This window comes from uncultured Algibacter sp. (assembly GCF_947495925.1).
Lineage (GTDB): Bacteria > Bacteroidota > Bacteroidia > Flavobacteriales > Flavobacteriaceae > Algibacter_E.
This window is the reverse complement of record NZ_CANMAU010000001.1, coordinates 325719-339346: the sequence shown is the minus strand read 5'-3', so window position 1 is coordinate 339346 and position 13628 is coordinate 325719. Positions and strand designations below refer to the sequence as shown.

Below are 13628 nucleotides of genomic sequence, written 5' to 3'. Positions count from 1 at the left end.
TAGACTAAAATTAATATCAGTAAATAAAAAAGCACCAAAGTCATGGTGTTTTTTTATATTCGGGAAATAAAAATATATAATATATGATTTCTGGAATTTTATTCGCTCTTTTATCTGCCGTTTTATTAGGTGTTTATGCACTTCCGTCAAAATACACAAAGAGTTTTGCTTGGGAAAATACATGGGGAGGCTTTTTCTTCTTTGGAATGTTCGTTATCCCTACTATTATCACTTTCTTATTAGTAAAAGATTTATGGGCAATTTACGAGCAGATTCCTTCTTGGGTATTCTTCACTATGTTTGGATTAAGCTTTTGTTGGGGTATAGGTAATATGTTGTGGGGTTATAGTATTAATTCAATTGGAATGGCGCTTGCGTTTAGTTTGTTTTTAGGCGTAATAACTTCTATTGATACTATTTTACCCTTAATTCTGGTTCCAGAAGGTCAGGAGAGTGTTATAGGAACAGAGATTGGCAATATAATGTTGATTGGTATTGCCATTATCGTTTCTGGAATAGCGTTAAATGGTTACGCTGGTATTTTAAGAGATAAAAGCAAAGGCAAGGAAAACGATAAAAAGGATACCAAAACGGTAAGACAAGGCATTTTATTTTGTGTTTTAGGAGCTATTTGTGCGGCGGGATTTAATTTATCCTACCATACTGGAAATAATCTGGGAGGTATTGGTGAAATTGCCGAAGTTCAATTTGGAAACGAACCTTGGATTGCACGTTTAGCAGTTTTGTTACCCATTTTTATGGGCGCAACAATTTCAACTATGCTGTTTTTTAGCTATCGACTAACAAAAAATAAAACCTGGGGTAATTATACAAAGTCAGGAGCCTTGACAGCCTTAATTTTAGTTATAGCCATGGCTATTTTTCATGATTCTGCACTAGTTATATATGGTTTAGCGGCTTACCATTTAGGAGAATTAGGAACTTCGGTTGGATTTGCAATTTTAGAAACAGGAGCTATTATGGTGGCGACTTTTAATGGGATTTTAACTAAAGAATGGAAAGGGGCATCTAAAAAAAGTAAAACTTTTTTAGGTATTAGTTTAGCAATTCTAATTGTAGGTGTTTTAATTATTGCTAATGGTAATTACATAAAAATGCAGGAGAATAATGAAATTTCAGTGAATCTGAAGATAGAGGAGTAAAATTAAATATATGGTATAAACTAAAAAGGAGCGAACATAGGTTCGCTCCTTTTTAGTTTATACTAGTAAAAATACTATTTTCCTTTATTTACTTTTTCAATATATTTTTCAAGAGCCATGGTCATAGATGGCGTTTCTGGTGTTGGTGCAGAAATATCAACACGTAGTCCTTTTTCTTGAACAGCTTTTATAGTTGTATTGCCAAAAACGGCTATTCTCGTTTCATTTTGTTGGAAATCAGGGAAATTTTGAAATAAAGATTCAATTCCCGAAGGACTAAAAAACACGAGCACGTCATATGATACATTCGCTAAGTCAGATAAATCACTTACAACAGTTTTGTAAAATGTAGCTTGTTTCCAATCGACACCCAGTGCATTCAAAATTTCAGGAACAGCAGGTTTTACCTTATCCGTATTAGGTAATAAGAACTTTTCTTCCTTATATTTCTTGATTAAAGGAGAAAGCTCAGCAAAAGTTCGTTTTCCAACATAAATTTTTCGTTTTCTGTATACCACATATTTTTGTAAATAATATGCAACCGCTTCAGACTGACAGAAATATTTCATGGAGTCTGGCACTTTAAAGCGCATTTCTTCAGCGATTCTGAAAAAATGATCAACAGCATTTCTACTCGTTAGAATTATAGCAGTGTAGTTGTTTAAATCAATTTTTTGATGTCTAATTTCTTTAGCAGCAACACCCTCTACATGAATAAAAGGTCTGAAGTCTATTTTTACGCGTTGCTTTTCAATTAAATCGAAATAAGGCGAGTTCTCTATTTTAGGTTCTGGTTGAGATACTAAAATTGTTTTCACTTTCATAAGCGCAAGTAGTTTGTCTTTATTTGGTAACGAACACCTTATACAAAATTATATAGGGTGCAATTTCAAGAGCGCAAAGATACAAAATAAAATAAAAAAAGTTGTTTTTTATTAAACTTTGATGTGTTTTTAAAGAGCTAATTAACCCTATAATGTTAATTCCTAATAATAAAATAACAATGCCATAAATTATATTCATTGATGGTTGAAAAGTGAATATTAAAATAGCATTTATTGGGAGCAATAAAACACCCAAATAGTTTTTGTAAGTTATTTTTTGAAATATATAAAGGTCGGTAAATTTATCTATCTCAAAAAGACTTCCAATTAAGCGTTCTACCAAAACTTTAATCAAAATAAATACGGTAATCCCAATAGACAATTTAAACAAATCATTAATAGGTACTTTGTTTGATTCATTAATAAATCTATAAATAATAAAACAGAAAACAGATACCGATAGTATTAAGTTACTAAATAATAAAGCATCAAAATTATCAAAGAATTTTTGTTCTCTAGAATATATTTTGAGATACTTGTCGTTACCTATTACGAGTATAAAATCGTCAAAACGTTTTGGTGAGACTAATTTAGCTAGGGCGATTATAAGTAAGCTAATAACCATTAGTACCGTAAATAATTCGTTTGAAACTATGTTGCGAAGCATGGGATAAAATTATTATAATTTTTAATATTGGCGCTTATTATTAGGAAATATTTAAAAAAAATAAAGCCTTAATACTGTACATTTGCTAAAACTAAAAAGGTTTCAAGAAAATAGAACTATGCCCGATACTGTTGTTATAATTCCAACCTACAACGAAATAGAGAATATTGAAGCTATAGTTAGAGCTGTGTTTGCGCAATCTGATGATTTACATGTTTTAATAGTTGATGATAATTCCCCAGATTTAACAGCTTTAAAAGTGAAAGAGCTTCAAAAGGAATTTCTTGGAAAATTATTTTTAGAGATACGCCAAGAAAAAGCGGGTTTAGGCACTGCTTATATACATGGATTTAAATGGTGTTTGGAACGTGCTTACCATTATATTTTTGAAATGGATGCTGATTTTTCTCATAATCCAAGCGATATTTTAAAACTCTATAACGCTTGCCATAAAGGAGGTGCAGATATGTCGATAGGTTCGCGATACATTACGGGTGTAAATGTTGTGAATTGGCCTATGAGTAGGGTGCTTATGTCATATTTAGCTTCAAAATATGTACGGTTAATTACTGGAATGAAAATTCATGACACTACGGCTGGTTTTGTTTGTTACAAAAGAGAAGTATTAGAAGCGATAGATCTGAAAGCCGTAAAGTTTATTGGATATGCTTTTCAAATTGAAATGAAATTTAAGACCTACTTAAAACAATTTAAAATTATTGAAATCCCTGTTATCTTTACCGATAGAACTAAGGGGGAATCTAAATTAAGCTCTGGAATTATTTCAGAGGCTATATTTGGTGTTATTTCGATGAAATTGAAAAGTATATTTAAAAGATCATAATAAAAGATTACTATGATGAAAAAAACAACACTTATTAAACATGCTAAAATAGTTAATGAAGGTACTATTTTTAGTGGAGATATATTGATTGAAGGCGAATACATAAAAGAAATTGGAGCTTCCATAAGCGCGAAATCAGCAGATGTACATGTTTTTGATGCAGAGGGGAAGTATGTTTTACCTGGAGCCATTGATGATCAGGTACATTTTAGGGAACCTGGATTAACAGATAAAGCCAATATCGCTACAGAATCAAAGGCAGCAATTGCAGGAGGAATCACTTCTTTTATTGAGATGCCTAATACGAATCCGCAAACGACCACTATTGAAAAATTAGAAGAGAAGTTTGAAATAGCGTCTAGAACATCTTCAGCGAATTATTCGTTCATGTTTGGTGGAACGAACGATAATTTAGAGGAAATATTAAAACTTGATGAAAACCAAGTTGCAGGTTTAAAACTATTTTTAGGTTCTTCAACAGGTAATATGTTAGTCGATGACCCTAAAGTTTTAGAAAAAATTTTTGAGAATACCAATATGGTAATTTCTGTGCATTGTGAAGATGAGGGTACCATAAAAAAGAATTTCAAGACATATCATGATGAGTACGGTGATGATATCCCGGTGAAATTTCATCCAAAAATAAGAAGTGAGGAAGCCTGTTATTTATCTTCTTCAAGAGCTATTGAATTAGCCAAAAAAACAGGAGCAAGATTACACGTTTTTCATTTGTCTACAGGAAAAGAAACGGACTTATTTACAAATAAAATTCCCTTAAAGGATAAAAAAATCACAGCTGAAGTTTGTATTCATCATTTGTGGTTTTCTGAGGAAGATTATGATGAAAAAGGAACACTTATTAAATGGAACCCAGCTGTTAAGACAAAAACTGATCGGGAGCAATTATGGGAAGCCTTACTTGATGATAGAATTGATGTAATTGCTACGGATCATGCTCCGCATACCATAAAGGAGAAGCAAAACGTGTATACTAGTGCGCCGTCTGGTGGGCCTTTAGTGCAACATGCTTTACCCGCTATGTTAGAAATGTATCACAAGGGAAAAATTTCTTTGGAAAAAATAGTTGAAAAAATGTGTCATAATCCTGCCATATTGTTTGATGTGGCAAGGCGTGGTTATGTTAAGGAAGGCTATTTTGCAGATTTAGTTTTGGTTGATTTAAATAACCCATGGACCGTTAAAAAAGACAATATTCTTTATAAATGCGGTTGGTCTCCCTTTGAAGGAGCTACTTTTAAATCAAGAATTACAGATACTTTTTTAAATGGAACATTAGTTTATAAAAACGGAAAGTTTAAAGATGTAAAAGCGGCAAAACGACTAACTTTTAATAGATGATTTTGAAACGATTCATATGGTGTATTTTTCTGTTTTTAATGGTGCTGGCTTGTAATCGGTTTGATGGTCCTTCTAAACCAGAGAATTTAATTCCTAAAGAAAAAATGGTGTCAATTTTAATTGATTCTAAACTTTTGACAGTAGGGAATACAACGACGAAAGGGGTTATGAGGGATAGTAATGTTGATATGACGACTTATATTTATAAAAAACATAAGATTGATAGCTTGCAATTTGCATTAAGTAATAGTTATTATGCCTTTCATGTGGATGAATATGAGGAAATTTATACTTTAATACTTGATAGTTTAGAGAGGTTAGAAATTGAATTAAAGGATTTACAAGCTCAAGAATGGAAAGAGCAGACTAAAAGAGAAGAAGATTCTTTAAAACTGATCGCTAAGGAGAAAGATTCTCTAAAACTTATGAGGAAATTAAAAGATTCACTTGGATTAGAAGTGGTAGCTAACTTAGACTCTTTAAAAATGATACTGTCTGATATAAAGGATCAAAAAAACGAGTCTTTAATCACTCCTGTTTTTGATACAATAGACCAACAGCATTAATTGTTTTGTCCATAGTCTTGAATTTATAGTTTAAAGTTATTTTTATTTGTTCACTACTAAAACAGTCGTTGGTCGAAAGAGATTTCGCAATATGTCTAGTTAATTCTCTTCTTTTGCCTGTCATTTTATGTTTAAGCCAGTCCAATTTCCATGCTATATTTAATAGTGTTGTAGAGGCTAATTTTTGTGGAGGCTTAGAATTAACAGCGCTTGCTAGAGCTACTAAAAAATCTTTATATGTCCAGTTTTCGGCAACTAAAACAAAGCGTTTGTTTGTTATTTTTCCTTTCATAAGGCTGGTCATAATATGAACAACATCTTCAACGCAAACAAGCCCTACAGTTCCTTTTGTGTAAAATTTTAAACCTTTTTTTGCTTTTTTAAACAAGCTGCCAGATCCGTAATTCCAAATACCTGCACCCATGATGAGTCCAGGGTTTACAATTACTGTAGACAACCCTTCTTGTGTGCCTCGCCATACTTCCATTTCTGCACCATACTTCGTAATCGCATAAACGTGGTTGTCGGCTTCCGGGTTCCAAATCGTTTCTTCATCAATAGGTATGTTGCTGTTTAAAGGCTTTCCTAAAGTAGCTATTGAGCTTACATAACAGAGTTTTTTTATTTTATGGCTTATTGAAAGATTTACAATATTAGCTGTTCCTACAATATTGGTCTTTCTTAAAAGATGGTATTTGTTTGGTTCGAAAGACACAAAAGCAGCACAGTGATATACTTGTTTAATATCTTCGAAAGCATCAGTCAGGGAAGGGATATCTAATAAATCGGCTTTTACCCAATGAATAGATTTTAAAATAGATTCATAGTCTTTGGTATAACAGGAAAATACATTTTTGGTATTGGAAAGTTTCTTTTCATTTCTATAAATAGCTCTAACTTTTTCGTTATTACTTGCAAGTTTGTAAAGTAAATGCGCTCCTACTAAACCTGTACCTCCAGTTACTAAAATCATATATCAAAATTAAAGAATTATTCAGAATTCATAAGTAATTATACCTGTATTTTTATCTTTGCATAGTTTTGTAAAAATTTAAAGGAAATGATAAAGAATTTTGTTGAAGAATTAACATGGAGAGGCATGATACATACGGTTATGCCAGGGGCCGAAGCACATTTACTGGAAAGCATGCGCAGTGCTTATGTGGGGTTCGATCCTACTGCAGATTCTTTACATATAGGGAATTTAGTGCCTATTATGCTTTTGGCTCATTATCAGCGTTGTGGGCATAAACCTGTTGCTTTAGTGGGTGGAGCTACTGGAATGATTGGGGATCCTTCAGGCAAATCAAATGAGCGTAATTTGCTAGATGAAAATACTTTGCGACATAATCAAGAAGCCATAAAAGGGCAATTGGCACATTTTTTAGATTTTGAAAGTGATGCTCCAAATGCAGCAGAATTGGTTAATAACTATGATTGGATGAAGGACTTTTCATTTCTTGAATTTATTCGTGATGTAGGAAAGCATATTACTGTTAATTACATGATGGCTAAAGATTCCGTTAAAAATAGAATTTCATCAGATTCTTCGGAGGGAATGAGTTTTACCGAATTTACATATCAATTGGTTCAAGGTTATGATTTTCTGCACTTATATAAAGCTAATAATTGTTCCATTCAAATGGGAGGTAGCGATCAATGGGGAAATATCACTACAGGGACAGAGTTAATTAGAAGAATTTCTGGAGGAAAGGGATATGCCATTACCTGCCCTTTAATCACAAAATCTGATGGATCTAAATTTGGGAAGTCTGAAGGCGGAAATGTTTGGTTGGATGCCAATAGAACATCACCTTATAAATTTTATCAATACTGGTTAAACTCTAGTGATGAAGATGCCGAAAAGTATATTAAGATTTTTACTTTTTTAAATAAAGTTGAAATTAATGTTTTGATTGAAGAACATAAGGAGGCACCGCACTTACGTTTATTACAAAAGCGACTAGCTGAAGAAATAACCACTATGGTTCATTCAAAAGAAGACCTAGAAAATGCCATAAAAGCCAGTAGTATTTTGTTTGGAAAGTCGACAAGTGAAGATTTAAAAGCTTTAGATGAACCTACTTTTTTAGATGTGTTTGATGGTGTTCCGCAAACTCAAATTGCTAAATCTGAAATTGAAAATGGTTTGGATATTATAGGGGCTTTAGCTGAAAAAGGAGGGTTTTTAAAATCTAATGGAGAGGCAAGACGAGCACTAAAGGAGAACTCAATTTCGGTTAATAAAGAAAAGGTAAAAGATGATTACCGTATTACTTCGAAAGATTTAATCAATAGTAAGTTTGTATTATTGCAGCGCGGAAAAAAGAATTATTTTGTTTTGCAAATGGTTTAAAAAAAAGAAAAGTCTGGTTTTAAAAACCAGACTTTATTCTTAACCAACCAAACTAAATTAAATTTTTCTTTTTCAAAGCTGCTATTTCTGTCGAAAGTCTATCTAATCACTTACAGAAATTTATAATTATTTTTTAAATTTTATTTTTTCCCAGTTTGCATTTGCCATGCTCATGGTGTTACTCACATTACTTTGTTCCCATAGTGTTAAAGTGTTTGTGCCCCAAGCATTATAGAATAAGTAAAGTTTTCCATCTTCAACTAAAAAAGTTTCCGGGTTTATTGAAACCTTTTCACTTTTAAAAGCAATCGCATAGGCACAGTACCCACCGTATTGAGGCATGTATTTTTTAGGGTTTTCTTTGAATTTATTCAGGTTTTCTAAAGAAGAGAACTTGTATTTTACACCATCAAAAGTCGTGTTGAACTTTATCTGTCCCTCAAGGGCAACTCCATTAAAATAAGAGACAACATCATAACCCTTTGCCATGAATCCTTTTTTTAGATTATAATCTATAGTTTGAGCGGTTAAGGTGGTGCTTGCAATTACCAATAAAAATATGAGACTTTTCATGATAATAATTTTATAGTAAGTCTAAATTTCGATAAGAACTTACATCCACTAAAGTACCATAAGGTTGCATCCTCTAATATCAGAATTGTCGAACCTGCCAATAACTTCAAATGATCCATTTATATGTGTAGTACCTAGATCTTGAGTCGCTATAAAGGAACATGAGTTGATATTGGCCAAATCAATAATATTAATGCCTCCTGTTTTACCTGCTTTTTGCAGGCTCAATGCATCCTCTGTATCTCTGGTAAAAACTTGCATCCAGGGAGGGCAATTAAAAATACCATTTCCATTGGAATAGGCTTGACTTAAAAGTTCGGTCATCCCATATTCACTATGGATGTATTCAACTCCAAAACCAGTTTTTAAAATAGCATGAAGCTCAGATCTTATCAATTCTTTTCGTCTACCTTTCATACCACCGGTTTCCATAATAATTGTATTTTTAAGATGAATTGGGGAGTTCTCAACTAAATCAAGCAAAGCAAATGAAACTCCAATCAATAGTACCTTTTTTCCTTGAGCATCTAAGTTTTTTAAAGTGAGACTTAATTCTAAAGTATGATCGAGGTAAAAACCACTTTCCTTATGTTTAGATTTTTTGATCATGTTATCAACCATATAAACCAAAGACGATCCCTGGCGCTCTAAATAGGAAGGAAGTAAGCCAAGAACGACATAATCTTCAATAGGACCATAAAACAGCTCAAAACCATTGCTAAAACTGTCAGTATAAATATCAAGATTGGTAACATGGTGCTTACTTGTTTCTACACTTGTAGTTCCAGAACTGGTAAAAGTTGCTTCTATGTTATCAGTAGAGCTAATAATGGTCTTTGTTTTAAAAAACTGAATGGGGAAAAAAGGAATGTCTTCAATAGTTTTAACCTCACTGGGGTGTTTGTATAATAAATCGCAAAAAGATCTATATGCGCGGTTGTTTTCAAATTGGAATTTAAAGACTTGCAAAGCTAAATCTTCAAATTCGGCTTGGGTTTTTATATTGAATATGGCTTTGGTGTCAATCATAAAACAGCTAAGAGGCAAAAGTATATAAAATAGAAAAGCATTGCCATAGACAATGCTCTCAAAAATAAGTTTATTTATAGATTATTTGATTATTAATTTTCGAGTTTCACGTTTACCATTTTCGGTAATTCTTAAAATATACACACCCTTATTAAGGCTAGAAATGTTTAATTCTTTGCTTCTAATGTTAGAAGTAAAAATTCTTTTACCCAATACATCATAGAACTCAATATACCTAACACTATTTAATTTTGAGGTGATATAAATAGAATTTTGAGTATGATTTACTGGGTTGGGGTATATGGATAACCCTTCTATATTTTGTTCTATAGGGTTTTGGTTGCCTCTATCTTGAGCAATATGAACTTGCACCGTAAATAAGGCAATAATAGTAATTATAAAGAAAAAGTAGTTTTTTTTCAAACCAATTATTTTGATTAGTAAAAGTAGTAAACTACTACAAAAGTAGTGCCAAAATAGTGTTAAAGGTTCGCGTTGTTGGTCGAATAGTTTAAGAGTATGTAATGTGTTTGTTACTTTAACGTTATTAATTTTATTAATTAGATTAAATAATGTTTTAAGTTTTATCTTTACTTCAACCAAAGAATTTTAGTAAGAATGAAAAAAAAGGATATTAAGATATTATTAGTTGATGATGAGCCAGATATTTTAGAAATAGTAGGTTATAATTTATCGAATGAAGGTTATCAAGTCATTACTGCTGAAAATGGTCAGGAAGGGGTAAAGAAGGCAAAGAAAGAGCTTCCGCACTTGATTATTTTGGATGTTATGATGCCTGAAATGGATGGTATTGAAGCTTGTGAGATTATTAGGAAAAATCCAGACTTAAAAAATACGATTGTTACTTTTTTAACCGCTAGAGGTGAAGATTATTCTCAAGTTGCAGGTTTTGATGCAGGCGCAGATGATTATATAACAAAACCTATAAAACCAAAGGTTTTAGTGAGTAAGGTAAAGGCTCTTTTAAGACGATTTAAAGAAGAAAATGTTGTTGATACGCTCAAGGTTGGTAATTTGGTTATTAACAGAGATGAATACAAGATTATCTCTAAAGGAAAAGAGTTAATTCTTCCAAGAAAAGAATTTGAATTACTATCTTTACTAGCATCTAAACCAGGTAAAGTTTTCAAAAGAGACGAAATACTTGATACGGTTTGGGGTAACGAAGTCGTGGTTGGTGGTAGAACTATAGATGTTCATATCAGAAAACTACGTGAAAAACTTGGAGACGATAGCTTTAAAACCATTAAAGGCGTGGGGTACAAGTTTGTAGACTAGATATGTATGCAGACAAAATTTAAGAAATCATACCGTTTTGCGGTAAGAACATCGCTTTATATAACCTTGTATACAACACTCTTAATGGGTGTTTTTTTATATTATCTGAATGAATTGGAGTGGTTTTACTTACTCCCATTTGCCTTAAGTATCTTTTTATTTGCATTTGCAATTATTCAGTTTAGTGTTGAACGTTTCATTTATAAACGAGTGAAAAAGATTTATGATGATTTAACACTTCTTGAATCAGCCAATTTGAGCCAAGGCCCTATTACCACAAATATGCAAATGCTTACCGAAGAAATTGATAAGTTCGCTAGAGATAAGAAAATAGAGATTGAAACTCTTAAAGTTAGAGAAGAATATAGAAAAGAGTTTTTAGGTAATGTATCTCATGAATTAAAAACACCTTTATTTACAGTACAAGGTTATATTCTTACCTTATTGGATGGTGCTATAAATAATGAAAGTATCCGAGAAAAGTATTTACAAAGAGCAAGCAAGGGAATTGAAAGGTTGGGGTATATTATTAAAGATTTAGATATGATTACCAAACTAGAAGTTGGTGATTTAAGTTTAAACATCGAGGTTTTTAATATTGTGGAATTAGCCAAAAATGTATTTGAAATGTTAGAGATGAAAGCTAACAAGAAAAAAATCACATTTACTTTTGATAGAGATTATCATAATCCCGTAATGGTTAGGGCAGATAAGGAACGTATACAGCAGGTTTTAGCTAATTTAGTTGTAAACTCAATTAAGTACGGTAGTGAAAAAGGAACTACTGAAATTAGTATTGAAAACCTTATCAAGAATAAAGTTATTGTGCGAATTACAGACAATGGAGAAGGTATTGGTAAAGTGCATTTACCAAGATTATTCGAGCGGTTTTACCGTGTAGATAAAAGCGGCTCTAGAAAAGAGGGAGGCTCTGGTTTAGGCCTTTCAATCGTTAAACATATTATTGAAGCACATAGAGAGAAAATATATGTGGAAAGCGAGTTTGGCGTTGGAAGCGAGTTTTCTTTTACCTTAGAAAAGGCTGAATAATTCCTTATAATTTGTTTGAAAATTAAAAGCTTTTAAGCCTTCGAAAGCAGGGACTTCATTTAATTTTTTTAAAGTAAAATCATCTTGTTTACAGCTAGGAACCAAATTCATCTCTGTAAGCCTTTTGGCTAAATATTCTTGTTCAAATTGCCCAGGAGTAGGTATAAAGTAAGCCTTTTTATTCAATTTAGCTAAATCCATCACAGTCGTATACCCAGAGCGTGAAATAATTAAAGCACTTTCTTTTATGGTTTTTTCAAGAAGCTCTGAAGTCATAAAATTGTAAATGGACATGTTTCCCAAATGCTCAATGGCTTGCTCTCTATCCATAACCCCTTTTACGAAAATGACTTTTCCTGGGTAGTTTATTAATTCATTTATTAACTTTTTTTCAAGAAGTTCGCGCTGTGGTTCAGGGCCAGAAATTATAACCATTAAATTATTTCTAATAGGTAAATTACTTGCCGAAAACCTGCTAATAGGGCCTATATATTTTACTGGAATATCAAAAGACTTGGTATGACCTAGTTTTCCGCTTAAATTGATATCACCATCAACATCAGGTACCCAGCAGATATCAAATTTTTTTATAAATTTTTGATGCATTTTAGTACTTAACCAAGAAGTGCTACCGCTTAAAACATGTAATTGATGTGTTATAAATACAGAAGGGACTTTTTTATTTCTCACACCTAATCTATTATCAGAAATAATACCTGCAATATCATTCCGTTCTAAAATTCTTGAGATCGCTTTTTTTTCGTCTTTTATCGCATTTAAAAGTTTTGGAGAATCTTTAAGGAGTTTCAGCTTAAAAAGCTTACTGTTTTTAGCATATGTAATGTTGTATGAAGGTAATTCTATAGAAGAGAGATTAGGGAATTCTTTACGAAGCAAAGTTAGAGCCCTTCCATCACTTGCTATTACTGGTACAAAATTATGTTCAAGTAAGGCATTAATAATTGGGATGCATCGTGTAGCATGACCTAACCCCCAATTTAAAGGCGCAACTAAAATTCGCTTTTTCATGTTTTATATTACGGCGCGTTTTTCGTTATCTCAAGTGGAGCTTACACAAGTTACTCTTTGCAAGGTGCTCCAACAACTACTTAATCCCTAACGCAAGTTTTAGATAAAATCAAAGATAAGGGTATAAACGCTCTGATATATTTCCTTAATTTTACCAAAAATAAAATAATATTAAGAAATACTTACTAAACCTTGGGAAGTAAAAATAAACTCAGAAGATTTAAGGAAAACGAAACCTTTAAAAACGTGGTTCAGCCAACCAGAGATGAGCTAGTTGAATCTAATTTTAATTTAAAAGGAAACTGGAGATCAAAATTCTTTAAAAATGATAATCCCTTAGTATTAGAACTGGGTTGTGGTAAGGGAGAGTACTCTGTGGCATTAGCAGAAAAGTATCCAAATAAAAACTTTATTGGTGTGGATATTAAAGGGGCTAGATTTTGGCGAGGCGCAAAAACTGCTATTGAAGAACATATTGAAAATGTTGGTTTTTTACGAACCCAAATCGAGCTTATTGATCATGCCTTTGCCGAAAATGAAGTAGATGAAATTTGGATTACCTTCCCCGATCCTCAAATAAAATACAAGCGTACAAAGCACAGAATGACAAATGCAGAGTTTTTAAGGCGTTACAAGCAGATTTTAAAACCTGATGGGGTTGTTAATTTAAAAACAGACAGTGAGTTTATGCATGGGTACACACTTGGTTTGTTGCATGGTGCTGGACATGAAGTACTCTATGCAAATCATAATGTTTACAAACAAGAAGGGAGTCCAGAGGAAGTAACTAGTATCCAAACCTTTTATGAGTCTCAATACCTCGAGCAAGATAAACCAATTACGTATATTCGTTTTAAAATCAATTAAAC

General features: G+C 32.4%; 15 protein-coding genes. 8 read left to right on the top strand and 7 right to left on the bottom strand.

Going from position 1 to position 13628, the window contains the following annotated elements:
* Window positions 1-83 precede the first annotated feature (83 nt).
* A complete protein-coding gene (locus Q0857_RS01465; protein ID WP_298531085.1) occupies window positions 84-1163 on the top strand; it encodes an L-rhamnose/proton symporter RhaT in 1080 nt (359 codons plus the stop codon).
* A 74-nt stretch (window positions 1164-1237) separates the two neighbouring features.
* On the opposite strand, the gene Q0857_RS01460 is transcribed toward Q0857_RS01465, so the two are convergent.
* A complete protein-coding gene (locus Q0857_RS01460) occupies window positions 1238-1987 on the bottom strand; it encodes a uroporphyrinogen-III synthase (RefSeq protein ID WP_298531083.1) in 750 nt (249 codons plus the stop codon).
* Window positions 1988-2006: 19 nt separating this feature from the next.
* The gene (locus tag Q0857_RS01455; protein ID WP_298531081.1) at window positions 2007-2654 is read right to left on the bottom strand and encodes a DUF4271 domain-containing protein; all 648 of its coding nucleotides are present in this window, start codon (window positions 2652-2654) and stop codon (window positions 2007-2009) included.
* Window positions 2655-2772: 118 nt separating this feature from the next.
* Between Q0857_RS01455 and Q0857_RS01450 the strand changes: the two genes are divergently transcribed.
* The 3 genes from Q0857_RS01450 to Q0857_RS01440 are packed head-to-tail and all read left to right on the top strand — an operon-like array spanning window position 2773 to window position 5423.
* Window positions 2773-3498, top strand: a complete 726-nt coding sequence (locus Q0857_RS01450) for a polyprenol monophosphomannose synthase (protein WP_298532155.1) — start codon at window positions 2773-2775, stop codon at window positions 3496-3498.
* A gap of 15 nt (window positions 3499-3513) precedes the next feature.
* Entirely contained in the window at window positions 3514-4857 is a 1344-nt protein-coding gene (locus Q0857_RS01445) for a dihydroorotase (RefSeq protein WP_298532152.1), read from the top strand.
* Window positions 4854-5423, top strand: coding sequence for a DUF4296 domain-containing protein (locus tag Q0857_RS01440; RefSeq protein WP_298531078.1), 570 nt, complete (start codon window positions 4854-4856; stop codon window positions 5421-5423). The genes Q0857_RS01445 and Q0857_RS01440 overlap by 4 nt, the downstream gene beginning before the upstream one ends.
* Here the strand turns inward: Q0857_RS01440 and Q0857_RS01435 are convergent.
* Complete coding sequence (locus tag Q0857_RS01435) at window positions 5386-6396, bottom strand: NAD-dependent epimerase/dehydratase family protein (protein WP_298531076.1); 1011 nt, start codon at window positions 6394-6396, stop codon at window positions 5386-5388. The genes Q0857_RS01440 and Q0857_RS01435 overlap by 38 nt on opposite strands.
* 87 nt (window positions 6397-6483) lie before the next feature.
* On the opposite strand from Q0857_RS01435, the gene tyrS reads away from it, so the two are divergent.
* Window positions 6484-7779: a tyrosine--tRNA ligase gene (gene tyrS, locus Q0857_RS01430; protein WP_298531073.1), complete on the top strand. Its 1296-nt coding sequence runs from the start codon at window positions 6484-6486 to the stop codon at window positions 7777-7779.
* A 126-nt stretch (window positions 7780-7905) separates the two neighbouring features.
* On the opposite strand, the gene Q0857_RS01425 is transcribed toward tyrS, so the two are convergent.
* From Q0857_RS01425 to Q0857_RS01415, 3 genes are all read right to left on the bottom strand, one after another.
* Entirely contained in the window at window positions 7906-8352 is a 447-nt protein-coding gene (locus Q0857_RS01425) for a YHS domain-containing (seleno)protein (RefSeq protein ID WP_298531068.1), read from the bottom strand.
* Between the two features lie 48 nt (window positions 8353-8400).
* Window positions 8401-9381, bottom strand: coding sequence for an acyl transferase (locus Q0857_RS01420; RefSeq protein WP_298531065.1), 981 nt, complete (start codon window positions 9379-9381; stop codon window positions 8401-8403).
* 81 nt (window positions 9382-9462) lie between these two features.
* Window positions 9463-9804 carry a T9SS type A sorting domain-containing protein gene (locus tag Q0857_RS01415; RefSeq protein WP_298531062.1) on the bottom strand — a complete coding sequence of 114 codons (342 nt, stop codon included), beginning with the start codon at window positions 9802-9804 and terminating at the stop codon, window positions 9463-9465.
* 195 nt (window positions 9805-9999) lie between these two features.
* On the opposite strand from Q0857_RS01415, the gene Q0857_RS01410 reads away from it, so the two are divergent.
* Window positions 10000-10680 (top strand): response regulator transcription factor, encoded by a 681-nt coding sequence (locus Q0857_RS01410; protein WP_298531059.1) that lies wholly within the window; start codon window positions 10000-10002, stop codon window positions 10678-10680.
* 6 nt (window positions 10681-10686) lie between these two features.
* Window positions 10687-11730, top strand: a complete 1044-nt coding sequence (locus Q0857_RS01405; protein ID WP_298531056.1) for an ATP-binding protein — start codon at window positions 10687-10689, stop codon at window positions 11728-11730.
* Here Q0857_RS01405 and Q0857_RS01400 read toward each other — a convergent pair.
* Window positions 11713-12759 (bottom strand): glycosyltransferase, encoded by a 1047-nt coding sequence (locus tag Q0857_RS01400; RefSeq protein WP_298531053.1) that lies wholly within the window; start codon window positions 12757-12759, stop codon window positions 11713-11715. The genes Q0857_RS01405 and Q0857_RS01400 overlap by 18 nt on opposite strands.
* Window positions 12760-12951: 192 nt before the next feature.
* On the opposite strand from Q0857_RS01400, the gene trmB reads away from it, so the two are divergent.
* A complete protein-coding gene (trmB, locus tag Q0857_RS01395) occupies window positions 12952-13626 on the top strand; it encodes a tRNA (guanosine(46)-N7)-methyltransferase TrmB (protein ID WP_298531050.1) in 675 nt (224 codons plus the stop codon).
* The last annotated feature ends 2 nt before the right edge of the window (window positions 13627-13628 follow it).

Bases quoted from the DNA above. Each gene is read 5' to 3' on its own strand.
- Q0857_RS01455 (WP_298531081.1), bottom strand. From the start codon at position 2,654: ATGCTTCGCAACATAGTTTCAAACGAATTATTTACGGTACTAATGGTT.
- Q0857_RS01405 (WP_298531056.1), top strand. From the start codon at position 10,687: ATGCAGACAAAATTTAAGAAATCATACCGTTTTGCGGTAAGAACATCG.
- Q0857_RS01460 (WP_298531083.1), bottom strand. From the start codon at position 1,987: ATGAAAGTGAAAACAATTTTAGTATCTCAACCAGAACCTAAAATAGAG.
- Q0857_RS01435 (WP_298531076.1), bottom strand. From the start codon at position 6,396: ATGATTTTAGTAACTGGAGGTACAGGTTTAGTAGGAGCGCATTTACTT.
- Q0857_RS01425 (WP_298531068.1), bottom strand. From the start codon at position 8,352: ATGAAAAGTCTCATATTTTTATTGGTAATTGCAAGCACCACCTTAACC.
- tyrS (WP_298531073.1), top strand. From the start codon at position 6,484: ATGATAAAGAATTTTGTTGAAGAATTAACATGGAGAGGCATGATACAT.
- Q0857_RS01400 (WP_298531053.1), bottom strand. From the start codon at position 12,759: ATGAAAAAGCGAATTTTAGTTGCGCCTTTAAATTGGGGGTTAGGTCAT.
- Q0857_RS01450 (WP_298532155.1), top strand. From the start codon at position 2,773: ATGCCCGATACTGTTGTTATAATTCCAACCTACAACGAAATAGAGAAT.
- Q0857_RS01410 (WP_298531059.1), top strand. From the start codon at position 10,000: ATGAAAAAAAAGGATATTAAGATATTATTAGTTGATGATGAGCCAGAT.
- Q0857_RS01445 (WP_298532152.1), top strand. From the start codon at position 3,514: ATGAAAAAAACAACACTTATTAAACATGCTAAAATAGTTAATGAAGGT.
- Q0857_RS01440 (WP_298531078.1), top strand. From the start codon at position 4,854: ATGATTTTGAAACGATTCATATGGTGTATTTTTCTGTTTTTAATGGTG.
- Q0857_RS01465 (WP_298531085.1), top strand. From the start codon at position 84: ATGATTTCTGGAATTTTATTCGCTCTTTTATCTGCCGTTTTATTAGGT.
- Q0857_RS01420 (WP_298531065.1), bottom strand. From the start codon at position 9,381: ATGATTGACACCAAAGCCATATTCAATATAAAAACCCAAGCCGAATTT.